This is a genomic window from Butyrivibrio sp. AE3003 (genome assembly GCF_000686065.1).
GTDB lineage: Bacteria > Bacillota > Clostridia > Lachnospirales > Lachnospiraceae > Butyrivibrio > Butyrivibrio hungatei_A.
The window spans coordinates 154,550-172,577 of sequence record NZ_JMLX01000001.1; the positions used below are offsets into that span (position 1 = coordinate 154,550).

At 42.5% G+C, this 18,028-nt stretch carries 16 protein-coding genes; 13 read left to right on the top strand and 3 right to left on the bottom strand.

What is annotated here, in order from left to right:
• The first annotated feature begins 92 nt into the window (after positions 1-92).
• From CD00_RS0100700 to CD00_RS16680, 9 genes are all read left to right on the top strand, one after another.
• Positions 93-1,745 carry an ABC transporter substrate-binding protein gene (locus CD00_RS0100700; protein ID WP_026654170.1) on the top strand — a complete coding sequence of 551 codons (1,653 nt, stop codon included), beginning with the start codon at positions 93-95 and terminating at the stop codon, positions 1,743-1,745.
• Positions 1,746-1,872: 127 nt separating this feature from the next.
• Positions 1,873-3,180, top strand: a complete 1,308-nt coding sequence (locus CD00_RS0100705; protein WP_185750353.1) for a family 43 glycosylhydrolase — start codon at positions 1,873-1,875, stop codon at positions 3,178-3,180.
• Positions 3,177-4,670, top strand: a complete 1,494-nt coding sequence (locus CD00_RS0100710; protein WP_026654172.1) for a glycoside hydrolase family 32 protein — start codon at positions 3,177-3,179, stop codon at positions 4,668-4,670. Before CD00_RS0100705 ends, CD00_RS0100710 begins: the two co-directional genes overlap by 4 nt.
• Entirely contained in the window at positions 4,657-5,628 is a 972-nt protein-coding gene (locus tag CD00_RS0100715) for a carbohydrate kinase family protein (RefSeq protein ID WP_026654173.1), read from the top strand. The genes CD00_RS0100710 and CD00_RS0100715 overlap by 14 nt, the downstream gene beginning before the upstream one ends.
• A 14-nt stretch (positions 5,629-5,642) precedes the next feature.
• On the top strand, positions 5,643-5,795 hold the full coding sequence (locus CD00_RS19985) for a hypothetical protein (protein WP_185750354.1): 153 nt from the start codon (positions 5,643-5,645) through the stop codon (positions 5,793-5,795).
• 88 nt (positions 5,796-5,883) lie between these two features.
• Positions 5,884-6,321: a PH domain-containing protein gene (locus CD00_RS0100725; protein WP_026654174.1), complete on the top strand. Its 438-nt coding sequence runs from the start codon at positions 5,884-5,886 to the stop codon at positions 6,319-6,321.
• An 87-nt stretch (positions 6,322-6,408) separates the two neighbouring features.
• Positions 6,409-8,205 carry an HD-GYP domain-containing protein gene (locus tag CD00_RS18955; RefSeq protein WP_051594025.1) on the top strand — a complete coding sequence of 599 codons (1,797 nt, stop codon included), beginning with the start codon at positions 6,409-6,411 and terminating at the stop codon, positions 8,203-8,205.
• 10 nt (positions 8,206-8,215) lie between these two features.
• Positions 8,216-8,716 (top strand): shikimate kinase, encoded by a 501-nt coding sequence (locus tag CD00_RS0100735; protein WP_026654175.1) that lies wholly within the window; start codon positions 8,216-8,218, stop codon positions 8,714-8,716.
• 10 nt (positions 8,717-8,726) lie between these two features.
• Positions 8,727-11,804 carry a DEAD/DEAH box helicase gene (locus CD00_RS16680; protein WP_051594026.1) on the top strand — a complete coding sequence of 1,026 codons (3,078 nt, stop codon included), beginning with the start codon at positions 8,727-8,729 and terminating at the stop codon, positions 11,802-11,804.
• Between the two features lie 697 nt (positions 11,805-12,501).
• Here the strand turns inward: CD00_RS16680 and CD00_RS19990 are convergent.
• The 3 genes from CD00_RS19990 to CD00_RS0100755 all read right to left on the bottom strand — a co-directional run bounded on the left by CD00_RS19990 (position 12,502) and on the right by CD00_RS0100755 (position 14,018).
• Complete coding sequence (locus CD00_RS19990) at positions 12,502-12,711, bottom strand: hypothetical protein (protein ID WP_185750355.1); 210 nt, start codon at positions 12,709-12,711, stop codon at positions 12,502-12,504.
• An 82-nt stretch (positions 12,712-12,793) separates the two neighbouring features.
• On the bottom strand, positions 12,794-13,372 hold the full coding sequence (locus tag CD00_RS0100750) for a DHHA1 domain-containing protein (protein WP_185750356.1): 579 nt from the start codon (positions 13,370-13,372) through the stop codon (positions 12,794-12,796).
• On the bottom strand, positions 13,320-14,018 hold the full coding sequence (locus CD00_RS0100755) for a DHH family phosphoesterase (protein WP_185750357.1): 699 nt from the start codon (positions 14,016-14,018) through the stop codon (positions 13,320-13,322). The genes CD00_RS0100750 and CD00_RS0100755 overlap by 53 nt, the downstream gene beginning before the upstream one ends.
• A gap of 276 nt (positions 14,019-14,294) precedes the next feature.
• On the opposite strand from CD00_RS0100755, the gene CD00_RS0100760 reads away from it, so the two are divergent.
• The 4 genes from CD00_RS0100760 to CD00_RS0100775 all read left to right on the top strand — a co-directional run bounded on the left by CD00_RS0100760 (position 14,295) and on the right by CD00_RS0100775 (position 18,011).
• On the top strand, positions 14,295-14,933 hold the full coding sequence (locus CD00_RS0100760) for an endonuclease III domain-containing protein (protein ID WP_026654179.1): 639 nt from the start codon (positions 14,295-14,297) through the stop codon (positions 14,931-14,933).
• A gap of 157 nt (positions 14,934-15,090) precedes the next feature.
• The gene (locus CD00_RS0100765) at positions 15,091-17,046 is read left to right on the top strand and encodes a fructose-1,6-bisphosphatase (RefSeq protein WP_026654180.1); all 1,956 of its coding nucleotides are present in this window, start codon (positions 15,091-15,093) and stop codon (positions 17,044-17,046) included.
• Positions 17,047-17,181: 135 nt separating this feature from the next.
• The gene (locus CD00_RS0100770) at positions 17,182-17,379 is read left to right on the top strand and encodes a hypothetical protein (RefSeq protein ID WP_185750358.1); all 198 of its coding nucleotides are present in this window, start codon (positions 17,182-17,184) and stop codon (positions 17,377-17,379) included.
• A gap of 332 nt (positions 17,380-17,711) precedes the next feature.
• Positions 17,712-18,011 carry a hypothetical protein gene (locus CD00_RS0100775; RefSeq protein ID WP_026654182.1) on the top strand — a complete coding sequence of 100 codons (300 nt, stop codon included), beginning with the start codon at positions 17,712-17,714 and terminating at the stop codon, positions 18,009-18,011.
• The last annotated feature ends 17 nt before the right edge of the window (positions 18,012-18,028 follow it).

An 18,028-nucleotide genomic window follows, 5' to 3' on the forward strand; every position in this document is an offset into this window, starting at 1 on the left:
TTTTTCAAGGATAGCTTAAATGTACTTTGGAGGGTAAAAAGAGCATAACATCCTTGTGAAGGCATAAAGTATTAATAGTAAGGAGAGGGCAAATGAGAAAGGAAAAAACTAAGTTTATGGCGGCAGCGCTTGCTTTGACAGTATCTGCAGGCGCACTTATGGGATGCGGCAAAGCATCTTCGGGAAGTGATATTGCATCTGTTTCAACAGACAATCTGAGCTTTCCGCTTCAGGAAAAGGTTACGATCACCGGAACGATAAGTTATCCGTCCGGTACGGAATCGGAACCAAACAATAGGACAATCTTCAAGAGACTTGAGGAAGAAACAAACGTGCATGTTGATTGGACAGCTATTTCAAGCGATCAGTGGGGGGACAAAATCCAGCTGAATATGGCAAACAAGAATGCTCTTACTGATTTTGTGTTCAATGCAAGTTTTGGAAACTCAGATCTTATCAGATATGCTGACCAGGGGGTTATCATTTCTTTAGAAGATTATATCGACAATAACATGCCTAATCTAAAAGGCGTGTTCGATAAGTATCCGGAGTACCGCACGATGTGTACCGACTCGGAGGGACATATCTGGGCACTTCCATGGATAGAGCAGCTTGGTTCCAATAAGACTGCTATCCAGACAGTTGGAAACAACTTTACTTATATCAACAAGAAGTGGTTGGATTTCCTCGGACTTTCAACTCCTACAACAGTTGATGAATTCGAGCAGGTTTTGAAAGCATTTAAGGATCACGCTTCAGAGCTTCAGGCTGAGTTTGGTATTGAAGGTGACATCATTCCTATGTCATGCATAATGAACGATCAGGATCCCAGTCTTCTTATCAACGGATTTGGAGAGGGATACGGAGATAACGATATCGGACAGCATATTGCTGTGACAAATGACAAGAAGGTTATCTGCACAGCAACACAGGAAGGATTTAAGTCAGGATTCCGGTGGCTCCACAAGCTTTACGAAGAAGGACTTATCGATCCTGAGTGCTTTACACAGGACTGGTCTACATATGTAGCAAAGGGTAAGTCTCACAGATATGGCGTTTGCTTCACATGGGACGTTGCAAATATTGATAATCTTCAGGACTTTGTTCCTCTTGCAGCGCTTCAGGCAGACACAAAAAATGTTACTCCTCTTAACAGCTCTTTTACTTCCGGATTTGATCGCGGAAGATGCGTTGTAACTGCAAAGTGCGAGAATCCTGCACTTGTATGCGCATGGCTCGATAAGATGTACGATCCGTTCCAGTCACCTCAGAATAACTGGGGAACATACGGAGAGGATGATGAGTTTGATATCTTTGAGTTGTCAACAAATGATCAGGGTGAAAAGATGCTTAAGCATGCGGCACTTGGCGATGCTTCTCCTGTAGAAGTACGTGAAGCAGAGTGTGTAGGCGGACCTCTTGCAATCCTTGATGAGTATTACGGCAAATATGTTACATGTCCTGATGATGCTCAGTATCGTCTTGACTGGATCAAGGAGTATTACACCAATGATATGCACAATGAGTATGTATATCCCAATGTATTTATGACAGCGGAAGATACAGAAAAGCTTACATCTATTCAGCAGGATCTTATTACATATATAAATTCAAGCAGAAGTAAGTTTGTAATGGATGGCCTCAGCGATGCTGATTGGGAGGCTTATCTTAATCAGGTTAATGCATACGGAATCGATGAATATCTTGCAATTTATCAGAAGTATTTTGACGAGTTTTACAAGTAATCGGAAGGTTAATGTTTATTGGAGATGGGGAGGAGATGATCCTCCCCATTTAAAAAAGATGAAAAGAATAACAATTTGTTTGCTACTTATATCGTTAATGATGATACAAGGATGTGCCGGTAAAAAAATGAATGAATGTTTATTCCCAAGGGCTGAAGACAGTTACGTCGGAGATGTCATGGCACTTTCAACGGAAAAAGGTGTTTACCTCAATTATCTTTATGAAACGGATAATAACGGAGTGGGGTATCATCCGATACATCAGTTCTACACCCGTAATTTTGTAAGCTTTGAAGACAAGGGACAGGTACTTGCATATTCAGAGGAAATGGAAGCACCGGATCTTGCTGTGGGAACAGGATCATTTATTATTGATGATGCCGGAACATATCATTGTTTTTATACAGGACATAATGGTTATTATGAGGAATACGGGCTGGATAAAGAGTGCCTGATGCATGCAACAAGTAAAGACAATAAGACTTATACCAAGGATACTGAAAATATTATACATGCTCCGGAAGGATACAGTACGGAAGATTTTCGCGATCCGCAGGTGCTGCGAACAGATGACGGCTATATGATGCTTGTGGGAGCGAGAAAAGAAAACGGGAATGAGAGCGCGATAATATGCTATCGTTCCGATGATCTTAAAAACTGGAAGTTTGAAGGCGACTTTTATACAAACAAAGACTTATATTTTATGGAGTGTCCGGATCTGTTTAAGATGGGCAATCGTTATTATCTGACATTCAGCTGGAACAATGTTGTATATTACAGAATGTCGGACAGCATCAACGGACCGTGGGAGAAACCTGAGACGGATACATTTGACGGAAACGGTTTCTATGCGGCAAAAACCTGTGAATATAAAGGAAAAAGATATCTGATAGGTTTTTTGGATAGAAAGAAAAGAGAAAGTGACAGGCTTCCTTATACCTGGGCGGGAAATCTCCTTGTATATGAACTTAAGGAACTGGAAGATGGAACGCTTGGCGTAGCGATGCCTGAAGAATATATAAATTATTTTGACAAACAGATTTTTGAAGCAGAAAGTGTAAAAGACGAATCGGAACTTGGAAATGTTCCGGAAAGCTGCCGGCTTACATTTGAGCTTGAGATGGAAAACGAAGGCAAGTCGGAGATTATATTTAACAATGCCGAGAAGAATGAGGAATACAGAATAACCATCGACAATGGCGAAGATAAGATCACCTATGATGCTTATCCCAATGAACAAAGTATGAGCCTTAAGGCGGGAGTTAAGTATCAAGTTGATGTAGTTGTGGAAAAAGATATAACAGTGGTTTATGTTAACGGCGAAAAAGCATTGTCAAATCGCATTTATTCGGCGGTGGGCGCGGATTGGAAAGTGCGCCTTCAGGGAGCAAGCATAGACAATTTAAAGATATATGGCAGGAAAGGAATACTATGAACGATAAGTTATTAAAAGCAAGAGAATATGAGTGCAAAAAGGAAAAGACAATCGCGGAGGAATTTCGTCCTCTTTTCCATCTTACTCCAAGATGCGGATGGATGAACGATCCGAACGGATTTAGCATATATAAGGGTAAATATCATCTTTTTTATCAATATAATCCTTATGAGACTGTCTGGGGGCCTATGCATTGGGGCCATGTAGAGAGTGAAGACCTTATCGATTGGAAGTATCTTCCTGCCGTTATGGCACCGGAAGCAGATTATGATAAGGACGGATGTTTTTCGGGAAGTGCGATTGAAACAGAGGATGGGAAACATCTGATACTATATACCGGCGTTCTCAGGAAACAGGATGAGAATGGCAACTTCTATGATGTCCAGACTCAGTGCGTTGCTGTAGGAGACGGAAAAGACTATGAAAAATATGAGATGAATCCGGTAATTACGGGCGATAAGCTTCCGGAGGGAGCGGGAAAAATAGATTTCAGAGATCCGAAGATCTGGAAAGAAAACGGAAAATATTATCTTGTTGTAGGAAACAAGACGGTAGACGGCGACGGTCAGCTTTTGCAGTATTCAAGCGATGACGGTTTTAACTGGAATTATGATAAAATACTTATAAAGAACAACAGAAGATTCGGAGTCATGTGGGAATGCCCGGATTATTTTGAACTTGACGGAAAGCGTGTATTTCTTACAAGTCCGCAGGATATGCTTCCCGAGGGACTTGAATTTCACAACGGTAACGGCACATTATGCATAATCGGAAGTGTCAACGATGAAGGAGATTTCTGCGAGGAGAATTGTCAGGCGGTAGATTACGGAATAGATTTTTATGCGCCTCAGACTATCAGGACCAAAGACGGAAGGCAGGTTATGATAGGCTGGCTTCAGAACTGGGATACTTTGGCAATAAAACGTGAAGATTTTCCGTGGTTTGGACAGATGAGCCTTCCCAGGGAAATATCGATAAAGAACGGAAGGCTGATTCAAAAGCCTATTCGCGAAATAGAGAATTACTATGGTAAAAGAGTAAGCAGACAAAATGTCATCGTTACCGATGATTGTGTACTTTCAAGCTTAGAAGGCAGATGTATCGATATGAAGGTTAATGTAAGATCGGCTGGCACATACCTTTCATACGGTAAGTTTGAAATACGCTTTGCAGATAACGGTAAAGAATATTCAAGCATAGAATTTGATCCTGTTGAATCTATAGTGAAGATCGACCGCAAGCATTCCGGAAACAGAAGGGCAATCGTGCACCAGAGAAGATGCAAGGTGGCTGATAATAACGGAGAGATCAAACTGCGCGTGATACTTGACAGATACAGCATGGAATTGTTCATTAATGACGGAGAACAGGTAATGTCAATGGGCATCTTTACAGATATTAAGGCTGAAGGAATCAGCTTCAGGGCTAACGGCGAATTAATCATGGACGTTGTGATGAATGAATTGGAGAAGAAAAATGAGCAAATTTAATGTTGTGGCACTTGGAGAATTACTGATCGATTTCACAAATAATGGAATGAGCGCTCAGGGGAATCCTTTATTTGAAGCTAATCCCGGGGGTGCACCGTGTAATGTCCTTTCCATGCTGCAGAATCTTGGAAACAGCACTGCATTTATCGGAAAGGTCGGAGATGACTTTTTTGGAAAAATGCTAAGGGAAAGAATTGAAAAGCAGGGAATAGAAGCTTCAGGTCTTGTACAGGATGCGACAGTACCGACTACTTTGGCTTTTGTGAATAAGCTTGCAAACGGAGACAGGGATTTTTCTTTTTACAGAAAACCGGGAGCAGATATGATGCTGACTGCGGACGATGTCAGGGCAAACAGAAATCTTCTTGAAAATACCGAAGTCTTCCATTTGGGAACATTGTCTATGACAGATGAGCCGGCAAAAGAAGCAACAAAACTGGCTGTTAGTATTGCAAAGGAAAGCGGTGCCGTTATCTCTTTTGATCCGAACTACAGAGAGCCGTTGTGGGAATCTGTAGAGGATGCTCTTGAGGCAATGAAATACGGCTTTGAAAATTGTGATGTTTTAAAAATATCAGACAATGAAGTTGAACTGTTCACCGGAATGGCTGATATTGAAGCAGGTGCGAAGAAAATACAGAAAGAATTCGAAATACCAATTGTATTTGCAACACTCGGGGCAGAGGGAAGTATGGCTCTGTATAAGGACTTTGTTGTAAAAAAAGAAGGCTATAAGAATCCGGATACGATAGAAACTACCGGTGCAGGTGATACATTCTGTGCCTGTGCAATTGATTATATCCGTAGGAATGGCCTTAACGATCTTTCGGAGGCCGGTCTGTCAGAGTGCTTGTCATTTGCAAATGCAGCAGCATCGATCATCACTACAAGAAGAGGCGCACTATCTGTTATGCCGACTTTGGATGAGGTTGGATTGTTCATGAAATCACGCGAATAAATATAAAACGCTCCGTGGCCAAGATAGGCGGCCATTTCGGACAAAAGAGTGCATCTTATCTTGGCGGCAAGAATGTAAGAGTGCTCAACTACGGCTTTATCAAGAAGTTCTATGACGGAATGAGCGCCGAGGATGCGCTTAAAGAGAGCAGGATAACACCTGAGTGAATACTTGAAGATGTTTGCATATTTGACCTTAAATGAAAAAAAGCGTAAATTGAAATGGTAACATTTCATTCATTTAAGGAGAGAGAATATGGCAAAAATCTTAAATCCCGAACAGTATCAGGAGTCTATGAGCGCCAAAGGCGAAATTCGTTATCAAGAGACACAGAGACTTTTGTTCTTTGGACTTCCGTGGACTTTTACAAAATATGAACTTAGAGACAATGACCTTACAATCATCAAAGGTTTTTTGACAGTGCGCGAAAACGACTGTTACATGTACAAAGTATCTGATGTTGAGATAACAAGAACTCTCATGCAGAGAATCTTTGGTTTATCAACAATCATATGTTATACCTCTGATGTTACGGATAAGACTATCGTAATGAAGAATATCAAGCACGGCCGCGAAATCAAGGATTTCCTTCTTCACGCTTCCGAGGCAGCAAGAATCCGCCGTAAGACTGTAAGCATGCAGAACATTGGATTTGATACCGATGATATGGATGATTATCACGACATGAACTAATTTATCGAACTTCCTAGTTTAAAAGATATGTGTTAAATTATATATAGCAACGTTTTTTAGTTAATATTATACCTATACGAGGATGATATGGTAAACATAGTTGATGATCGCAAAGTTAACTCCGGGGCAAGAGGAGTTTATCTTGCATTAATGGTATTTGGCGGAATATTGATGAATATTTGTGGAAGTAAGTTTGTCGGTCACTTCGAAATTCCGCTATATCTGGATTCTGTAGGTACTATGACCGTATCTATGCTGGGAGGATTTCTTCCCGGTATATTTGTCGGTTTTTTCAGTTCGTTCTTAAACAGTATTTTTACTGATTCCGTGGCGATCTCCTACAGCATGATAAATGTTCTTATCGCTATACTTACCACTGTTTTTTATGAAAAAAAGTGGTTCAAAGATTTCTATAAAATAATCCTGGCAGTACTTATATACGGCGTTGTCGGAGGCGTTTTGGGAGCAATACTCACGGGTATTATCTACGGCTTTGGCTCTGAGACTGCGTCACTTAACTTTTTGAAGATAATCTATGAATCCGGTAAGATGTCGGCATTTCAGGCAGCTCTGATTGCCGATTATGTAGTCGATGTTGCGGATAAGATGATAAGTGTGTTGATAGCTCTTTTGATCACATTTATAGTTCCTGCCGGTGTTCGCGACAGACTGAATGTGAAGTACTGGAAGCAGGCGCCTCTTACGCCTGAAGCCGTGCAGACTATGAGAAGCGGAAAGAGCCGTCGTATATCACTTAGAATGAAGGTTGTTATCCTTCTTACTCTTGCAACGGGACTCGTCGCTTTTTGTGCTATTTTTATCAGTACGATGTTGTTCAGAGATGCGATAGTTCAGACGGGGAAAAATACTGTTCACATTGCGCAGGAAATAGGCAGTTATTCGGGCGTTGACCTTTCCGGAATATCACCGTACTCGGAAGAAGAGACGGGAAGAGAGGTCTTTAAATTCGCTACCAGACAGATATCTCTTTTCATCGGATTATACATATTCATTCTCGGCGTAGGTATCTATATGTCGGAGTATCATCTGATACTTCCGATCAATACGATGGCGCTCTCGTCGTCGCGGTTTTCTGACGGAAGCGAGGAGAATCTTGAAAAGACGGCGAAGATGTTTGAAGAGATCAAGATCGGAACCGGCGATGAGATTGAAAACATGTACGATGCGCTTCTTAAGATGATAGAGGCACACGTTGCATCTGTTAAGGCACTTAAGAGTAGAAACGAGACCATTACTGCACTTCAAAATTCAATCATCTATGCTCTTGCCGATCTTGTTGAAAGCAGAGATCAGAGTACGGGTGAGCATGTTAAGAATACAGCGGAATACACCAAGATTATCATGAATGAGATGATAAAAGAGGGCGTATATACAGATCTTTTGACACCGCAGTTTGTTTCGGATGTTTATCATTCGGCACCGCTTCACGATGTCGGAAAGATCAGTATTTCCGATAATTTCCTTAATAAGCCGGGTAAACTCACACCCGAAGAATTTACGATCATGAAGACTCATTCAAAGGAAGGCGCCGTGATAATCGATAAGGTTATGAGCAATCTTCCCGAGCAGGATGCGGGCTATCTGAAAGAAGCCAAGAATCTTGCCATGTACCATCACGAGAGATGGGACGGAACCGGTTATCCGATGGGACTTAAGGGAGAAGAGATTCCTCTTTCCGCAAGGATAATGGCGGTAGCCGATGTATTTGATGCGCTCATCTCGGAGAGAAGCTACAAGAAAGCGTTCCCGTTTGATGAGGCAATTAAGATTATTAAGGAGAGTTCCGGTACTCACTTCGATCCGAAGGTTGCACAGGCTTTTTTGAATGCGCTTGAGGAAGTAAGAAAGATAGCGGAAGTCTGAAAGGATTTTTATGAAAAAAGACAATATTATTTTGGTTGGGATGCCTACATCCGGAAAGAGTACGGTAGGAGTAATACTCGCCAAAATATTGGGATATAATTTTGTTGACGCTGATATAGTTATCCAGAAAAAAGAAGGAAGAAGACTTTCTGAGATAATAGAGCAGGAGGGTGTTGACGGATTTATTGAAATCGAGAACAAGGTAAATGCAGGTATTGAGACGGAGAGAACCGTCATAGCAACCGGTGGAAGTGTCGTGTACGGCAGAGAAGCTATGGAGCATTATAAAAATATCGGTAAAGTAGTGTATCTCAAAGTCGGAATGGAAGCTCTGACAAAGCGACTTAAGGATGTAAAACAGCGCGGGGTTGTTATGAGACCCGGACAGTCCCTGATTGCGCTTTATAATGAGCGAAGCGTTCTGTATGAGAAATATGCCGATATCACTATCGATGAAAAAGATAACACAATGGAAGAGGTCGTTACAGACTTAGTCGCAGCACTCAAATAATAAGGCATGAATGAATAATGGAGCGAACGAAACTAAAAAAGGCGAATACATAACCGGCTCGGGAAGGCGGTTTGTTTCTGATGCGCCCAAAGAGTTTCACTACACGTCATTTGAGACAAAAAGGCTCCTTAGAGAGTATGCGCCTGTGAGTGAGGCGCCTCTTTTATACAAAGATACTTCACTTGCCGTTCTGGAGCCGCATGCAGTATTAAACAGAGAAAAGCTTGTGGTATCTTTTTGCATAAAGTCTGAAAAGGGCGGCCACAGCTATGTTCTTAAGGATATAGCAGAGCTTCTTGATGCTATAGAAAAGCACAGCTTCTTAAGCTATGGTAAGCATCTTGAGTTTACGCATGATATGTCTTCATTTTCTGCGGATTCCCAGAAGATAATAAATTTCTTATTTGACTATTTCAGAGGTAGAAGAGCGGGAGACCCTTATCAGGTCTATTCGCGTTCAAAGAGCCGTAGCAAAAACATCGAGCTTTGCGGTAATGAGATTGATGAGTTTTTTAAATCGGTAAAAGAGACTTTTTTCCTTAATTCCGATTTTAGGGCGAGGTACAGCGAAGAGCGCCTTCTTGAGATAGTTCCCGTTTTCCCCGACATTGACCTTCATATTGAGAAAAAGAATTTCGGAGTCGTTTTTGAATCCGGCTCTTTTACCATGTTCGAAGGATATTCAAATATTTATTTTGAGAGAAAGAGAAAGCTTCACATGATTCCCCGAAGCGACTGCTCGGAGATCATTCCGGTGCTCAAGTTCCTTGCGGCGAGAAGAACTGAGAACGAGCTCTTTATAGCTGAAAAAGATCTGCCTCTTTTTTCGGAAGGTCTTTTCCCTGTGATCAATGAGTTCTTCAATGTGAGCACGGACGGCTTCGAGGCTTCGAGATACGCGCCTGATATTCCAAAGTTTGAGATCTACGTAGATATGCCGGATGCAAATAGCATAACCTGTAAGGTGAAAGCGGCGTATGATGCCGGAAACGGTATGAAAGAGAGCTTTGACATCTTTGAATCCCGGGACATTGACAAGTTTGGCGATGAGCCGGCGACCGATGTGAAGAGGAACAGTTATCTGGAGAACAGAACTGCAAAACTGATAAGCCCGTATTTTGACAGGCTTGACTCCGACAGGAAAGCGCTGGTACTTACGACGGATTCATATACGGATGATAAGCTTTACGTTTTTCTTGCGGAAAAGATGGGATATCTTTCTACCATAGGCGATGTATTCGTATCGGATGCGATCAAGGCGGTAAGGATCGAGAAGGGGCTCAAGGTGAATCTTGGCGTCTCTGTTGTTTCGGACCTTCTGGAACTTTCGATGGTGCCTGAAACGCTTACGCCTGATGAGCTTGGTGAGATACTGAGTCAGTACGACAAAAAGAGAAAGTATTATAAATTAAAGAGCGGCGAAGTGGTGAGCGTTGTGAGTGATGACGCCAAGATGCTGTTTGAGCTTAAGGACGGACTTGGAATAACGGCGAAGCAGATTGTCGAAGGTCACGCAGAGGTACCGAGATACAGAGCTCTTTTTATCAATGATATCGCGGAAAAAAATATTCAAGAGGGCGGTTCTTCCATCGGAAGAAGCAAGAACTTTAAGGAATTTGTGTCGGGATTTGCAACGCCTACGGATGAGCGCTTTAAGGTACCTGAGAGTCTTGAGGATGTTCTTAGGGATTATCAGAAGACAGGATTTTTCTGGCTTAAAGCTCTTTCGCATAACGGATTTGGCGGCATTCTTGCCGATGACATGGGACTTGGTAAGACAATTCAGGTTCTTGCATATCTTCTCAGTGCAAAAGAATGTGCGCTAAAAGAGGGAAGAAAGAACAGGTGCAGTCTGATTGTGTGTCCGGCGTCACTTGTGTACAACTGGCAACATGAGATCAGGAAGTTCACACCGCTTCTTAACTGCGAGATAGCTGTCGGCATAAAGCCTGACAGAGTGAGGATCACGTCGGAGATTGACAGTGAAGAGACCGATGTTATCATCACGTCATATGATCTTTTAAGAAGAGATATCGAGCTGTATAAGTATTTGAATTTTGATTGCTGCGTTATTGATGAAGCGCAGTTTATAAAGAACCCGGGTACGCTTATTGCGAAGGCTGTAAAGAGCATAAATGCGGCATTTAAAGTGGCTCTTACGGGAACGCCCATCGAGAACAGACTGAGCGAACTCTGGAGCATATTTGATTTCTGCATGCCGGGATATCTTTTTGGATATAAGCAGTTCCGTGACAATATTGAGGTCCCCGTTGTTTCGGACGGGGATGAGTCTTCGACCGAGATGCTCAGGAAGATGATAGCGCCTTTTGTGATCAGAAGGCTTAAGAGTGATGTCTTAAAGGATCTTCCCGACAAGCTTGAAGAGAATATCTATGCGCCTATGAACAGTTCTCAGAGAGAGCTTTATGATGCGCACCTTCAGAGAGTTAAGCTTATGGTCGAGGGAACGGATGAGGAATCTTTTGGAAAAGACAGGATAGTAATCCTTTCGGAGCTTACAAGGCTTCGCCAGCTTTGCTGCGATCCGGGGCTTGTGTATGAAAACTATACAGGCGGAAGCGCCAAAACAGATCTTCTTATCGAGATGATAAAGAGTGCCTCCGAAAGCGGCCACAAGATTCTTTTATTCTCGCAGTTCACATCAATGCTCGACAGAATAACAAGGGAACTTGAAAATGCGGGAATATCGCACTACCTTCTTACCGGTTCCACAAAGAAGGAAGACCGAATAAAGCTAGTCGATGCCTTCCAGGAAGATGACACTTCGGTATTTTGCATATCCCTTAAAGCCGGCGGCACAGGTCTTAACCTTACAAGCGCGGACATCGTCATCCACTTCGACCACTGGTGGAACATCGCGGTCGAGAACCAGGCAACCGACAGAGCCCACCGAATCGGCCAAAAGAATGTCGTCACCGTATATCGCCTGATCATGGAGAATACCATCGAAGAGCGCATCATCACCCTTCAGAATCGCAAAAAAGAGCTGGCCGACAAGCTCCTCAACACCGGCACCATGAGCAATCCGACCCTCACCAAGGAAGAACTCCTCGAGCTCCTCGGGTGATATTGCAGGCCCGGCCGCTTACAGCTATGGCGCAGTCAGACCCCTTTAGGGCCGGCCACGGGCAGTGCGGATATATTTTTTTGAGTTTTGCGAGGGAACGTTGGATTCAGGGGGCTCCGAGAACAGCCATGAAATTCTGCTTTGAGGCTCACTGTTTGACATTCGGTCCGCCTTATAGCGGGGGCCACGGGCTTATGTTTTTTCGCAATCACTCCGGCTCACATTTTTATAGGGTTCCGACTGTTTTTCTTTTATGGCGCATGTCTCGACTAAACTCGCATCCGGACGCATTTATCAGAATTGTAATAGCCCGCGAAGGCGGGCGTATAAAAATAAAGAAAGCCATCTCTGCAAGCTTAGAAGTTTGCGAGAGTGGCTTTCTTTATTTTTATAACTGCAAAGCAGTATATTACAATTCTGATAAATGCGTCCGGATGCTCAAACAACGTCTCCACATGCGCAGGAAAAACAGTCGGAACCCTATAAAAATGTGGCCTCTCGTGAAATGCTCAAAAACATAAGCCCATGGCTCCCCGCTATAAGGCGGACCGAATGGAGTTTTGAGCCGATAGAATTTCATGGCTTTTCTCGGAGCCCCGTGAATCCAAGTGATGGAGCAACTCAAAAAAATATATCCGCACTGCCCGTGGCTGCCCCTAAGGGGTCTGGCTGCGCCATAGCTGTAAGCGGCCGGGCCTCAGATCTCGTGGTAGAGGACCGGGAAGAGGTCGGCACGGATTATGAAGATGTCGTGAGGGTTGTCTTCCCTAAAGGCGATGTAGTCGCCAATCTCGCCGGAGTAGTAGCGATCCTCGTTTGATACGGTGAAAAGCTTTACTTTTTTGGTGAGAGGTTTAGCGTAGATGTTCACTTCGTCTAGACTAATGGCTGTTCTGGCGAATGACATTACGGTTTTCTTTTTGCCTGTGGCGGTATTCCTAATCTTGGGATCATATTCAAATACTTTATTGAATGACTTATTCAAAGTTTTATAGGAACTTCTGAGCTTTTTTTTCCGATATTGGATAAACTTCGCCAAAAAGACCTATCATCAGGTAAGTGGTGGTATCTATGATAACATCCATATCTCCTTTTAACGTTCTGACTGTTATCTCAGTATTGTCGGGGAAGATGTCATCAAGCTTTACGTAACCAAGTTCCTGAGTGGTTTTTGCATATTTTTTCATTTCAGACGTATTAAGCGTCATTTCCTTGGCATATATTATCTCGTAGGAATCAAAGTATTGTTCCATGCGCTCGTGAAGAATCTTGGCAGAAAATTCTGCGTATTGCTCATCGGTTTGCATCGGGAAAAGATGCATAAGTTTCTCGGGACGAAGCTTTCCGCCGGCTTTGTACATATGACCGCCGCCTCCGCCCAGACCTTTTGCAAGAAATGCGGCAAGCTCGTCGGCATGCACTTCTTTTATGCAACTTCTGACAGAAAATTTTACTTCACTCTGTCCTATGTAGTAACTGAGACATACGTTTACGCCTGCGGTCTCAAGTGCAAAATCACTCATAACTCCGAGAATGTTCGGATCGCAGGGCTCTGACTTTATTATCATATACTTGTTTTTTTTCAAAATACTCGTAGTTCAGTATTGCATTTCCTGTAACCTTGAGCTCATCAAGGGAAATGTTTGAATTACTCATTTCCACGATTATACTTCTGTTAATAACAAGCTCGTCTTGCATATCCTTATCAAGAGGGTGGGAGATTTCGGAGAGTTTGTATGTGTCGGTGTAAAGACCGTAGTAAAGAGCTGTTGCAAGGAGCGGATTATCGTTTACGTCTACACCTTCTTTTTTGAGTAAATCCCAGACAACTGTGGAGGCGCTTCCGACTGCATTCTTTATTTCCGAATACTCGGGAAGGTCATCGATTGCCTGATGATGATCTATTATCGCAATATGTTTTGCGGGAGTTTTGGTAATATTCCTTTGTCCGTATTGACAGTCGACAGTTATCAAAAGCTCCGGAGTGTCGGCAAAATCCGGCTCATAGCTTACCGGTATCTTGAGTTTGTCGAGCATGATGGTAATATTACTCTTCGTGATTACATTTTTGCCGCGGTAGATGAGTCGTGCATTTTTTCCATTATTTTTAAAATACCACCATAAAGCGTATCCCGATGCAAGTGCGTCAGCATCCGGATTATCGTGACACTGTATGACAATATCATTGTATTTCAGTAATTCATTCAATCTCATAACTATATAAATCCAAGCAAGTTCGGCCCTTGTGCTTTGCGTGGGAGCGAACTGTAACATTTGAATGGATACCTGTATTAAAAGGCCACCATTTCTATGATAATCAATTTTTTCATTATGTAAAGAGCAGTGCTTTAATTAATTTTAATATAAAATATTAATTGTAAAAAAATAAAATTATTCTTATATGGTAGTATATAATATATTTGATGCGGGTGTCAAAAGTAAAATTTTGACATTGAAAAAATATGTCAAAAGCGTGATAATGAGTAAACTATGACAAAGAAAAAGCTTGCTCTCGAGGTAATCGAGAGGTTGAAAAAAGAATATCCCGAGGCAAAATGTACTCTTGCCTACGATAAGGCCTGGCAGCTTCTGATAAGTGTGAGGCTTGCTGCGCAGTGCACGGATGCAAGAGTAGACATGATCACGCCTCTTTTATATGAAAAATATCCGACGGTCAAGGCTCTTGCCGAGGCTCCCGTGGAGGAGATTGAAAAGATAATCCGACCGTGCGGACTCGGTAATTCCAAAGCAAGAGACATTTCTGCATGCATGAAAGTCATTAACGAAAAGTATGGCGGCAATGTTCCCGATAATATGAAAGAACTCCTGGCGCTTCCCGGTGTCGGCAGAAAGAGCGCAAACCTCATAATGGGAGATGTTTTCGGTCAGCCTGCTATCGTCACAGACACACATTGCATCAGGCTTTCCAACCTCATCGGTCTTGTCGACAACATAAAAGAACCCGCCAAAGTCGAAAAAGAACTTTGGAAGATTATTCCACCCGAAGAAGGCAACGATCTTTGCCATCGCTTTGTACTTCACGGCAGAGCAGTCTGCATCGCCAGAAGACCCGAATGTGACAGATGTTGCCTGAAAGATATATGCAAAACGGGAAAAAAGGCAATCTGATAAATAAGAGTATTCTAAGAAATAAGAGTACGCTAATAAAGAAGCGCACTTACGTGACAGAAGTATAAACTTGATTCTACTCAAGTTCTCTTTTTATACAATATGATAAATTATTGGTGGATTGGAACGCTATACACATGAATCCAAAGGAGAGAGAATGAGAGATATCGAATATCTTAAGCTTCTCAGCAAGGAGTTTCCCACTTCAAGGAAAGCCGGTGCTGAGATTATCAATTTGCGGGCAATCTGCGCACTCCCAAAGGGGACTGAATATTTCTTTTCGGATATTCATGGGGAGTATGAGAGTTTCTCGCATCTTTTACGAAGTTCATCAGGTATTATAAGAGCCAAGATAGAAGAGACTTTCGGAAATATGATGTCCGAAGAGGATCAGCTTGAGCTTGCAAATCTGATCTACTACCCGAATGAAACAATTGAAAAAAAGAGACATGATGAAAATGCCACAATAAAGCAGCTTCACGACGGACAGAAGATTACGATAAACAGACTTGTTGCAATATGCAAAGTCGTAAGCTCCAAATACACAAGATCCAAGGTGAGAAAAAAGATGCCGCCCGATTACGCATATGCCATTGATGAGCTGATGCATCTTGATATGAACGATTTCAATAAAAAGGCCTACTACAACGAGATCATAAACGGAATAATCGAGATCGAGTCGGCGGATGAATTCATCATCGCACTCTGCGAGCTGATTCAGAACCTCACGATCGATTCGCTTCATATAATAGGAGATATTTTTGACCGTGGTCCAAGGCCTGACCTTGTAATGGAAGAGATCATGAATTTCCACGACGTCGACATTCAGTGGGGGAATCATGATATCGACTGGATGGGCGCTGCATGCGGAAATACGGCGTGTATCGCAAATGTCTTGCGAATAGGAACAAGCTATAACTCTTTTGATGCCCTTGAAGACGGCTACGGAATAAACTTAAGACCGCTTTCCATGTTTGCTGCCGAAGTTTACGGAGACGATCCGTGTGAAAATTTTAGGCCGCATCTGCTTGATAAGACGGAGTATGATTCCGTGAATCCCGATCTTGCCGCGAAGATGTGCAAAGCGATAAGCATCATCCAGTTAAAGCTTGAAGGCAGTCTTATAAAGCGCCATCCTGAATATGGACTTGAAGACAGGCTTCTTCTTGACAGGATCGATTTTGAAAACGGAGAAGTGGATATTCGGGGAAAAAAATATAAATTGAGCGATACGAATTTTCCCACGGTTGACACAAAGGCACCTTACAAGCTTTCGCCCGAAGAAGAGGAGCTGATGCATACATTGAAACTTAGTTTTATGCACTCGAAGCTTCTTAGGAAACATGTGCAGTTTCTTTATTCTCACGGCGCGATGTACAGGTCGATAAACAATAACCTTCTCTATCACGGTTGTATTCCGATGGACGAAGAGGGGAACTTTGCCTGCATGACGACATCCGACGGAAGCTTTTGCGGCAAGGAGCTTATGGACTACCTTAATACCAAGATCCATGACGCTTTTTTCCTTGATATAAGAGATGACAGGGAGAAAAAACAGGATGCGGTCGATCTGATGTGGTATCTGTGGTGCGGGCCGAACTCGCCTCTTTTTGGAAAGGACAAGATAACTACGTTTGAACATCTTTTCCTCAAAGATAACAATGAACTGTGCGTTGAGAAATATAATCCGTATTACAAATTCTCAGCGGAGGAGCTCTACGCGGACAAAATCCTTAAGGAATTCGGGTTAAATCCCGAGGGGGCGCACATAATAAACGGTCATGTTCCTGTTAAGACCATGAAGGGAGAGAGGCCCGTCAAAGCGAACGGAAAGCTCTATATTATTGACGGAGGACTTTCCAAAGCATATCACGAACAGACGGGGATAGCCGGATATACGCTTATATACAACTCTAATCATCTTGCACTTGCGGCGCATAAGCCTTTTGTAAGAGGGCAGGAGAATACTCCTTCAATTCAGATAACGGAAACAACCAAAAAGCGCATTCTTGTAAAAGATACGGATATCGGGAAAACTTTGATAAGACAGATAGAGGATCTTAAAGATCTGCTTGCGGCATATGAAAGCGGACTGATAAGGGAAAACAGATAAGTAAGACAGTACATTATGTAGTTTATAAAAAAGTTATTTGACGTTTTTTGTCACTTTGATTAAAATAACTATAACCTAGGAAGTATGTGCTAATTTAATGTGGGATTACAGAATACGAAGGGAAAAGGGTCTGATATGGATACTAACGGACTTAGTGCTGAACAGCAGGCTTTATTGGCCAGTATAATGGGTAAATCCTCACAGGCAGGAGGAGGCGGATTTAATCCTTCGACGCCGGCATCGGCGGGAGGAGCGGCACCGTTACCTGCGGATAATGGCAAGATGCTCAGTCAGGCAGAGATAGATGCTCTGATCGCATCAATGGGCAAATGAGGATAATGGATTAATTAGGTTTTATAGGGCTTTTTTGATTTTTTTGCGTCGGCATGGTATGTCGGCGCTTTTTTATATCATATGAAATTGCTTTCCTATGATATAAAAATGCTCCGCAGGGATGCGCAGCTCGCGGTAAGGAATATATTGCTTACGCAATCCGCTCGCGCGCTAGCATTTCGCGAGCGAAATGCTTTTTTTTGCTTTAAGAATTGCAGAAAATATATTATCATAATATTGTGAATAATTAATTGTTTATATGCGAATTGATATTCGCATGAAAGAGTAAGCAGCGCCTTATCGAACGGTTGAAATGTCTGGAGGGGAATAACATGTATATTGCGATGCAGTGCAGTGACAGCAACGGGACACTAAATACAGAAGTTTGTACCTTCTGCGGAATAAGATATGACACCAGGTATAAATCGGCGGTCATTTCCACGGAACATATCAATCATGACTATGTTATCCCGATGGAAGCAAAAGATTATGAGAACGCTGTAAAGCAGATAATGGACGCGCTTAAGAACCATGCGGATATTATAAACATTGAGCAAGGCATTGTTTGCCGCGGAAGAAAAGGGGAATCAAGACACGTTGAACCACAAAAGCTGGTGATAGTGCAGATATGACAACGAGGAGGAATACA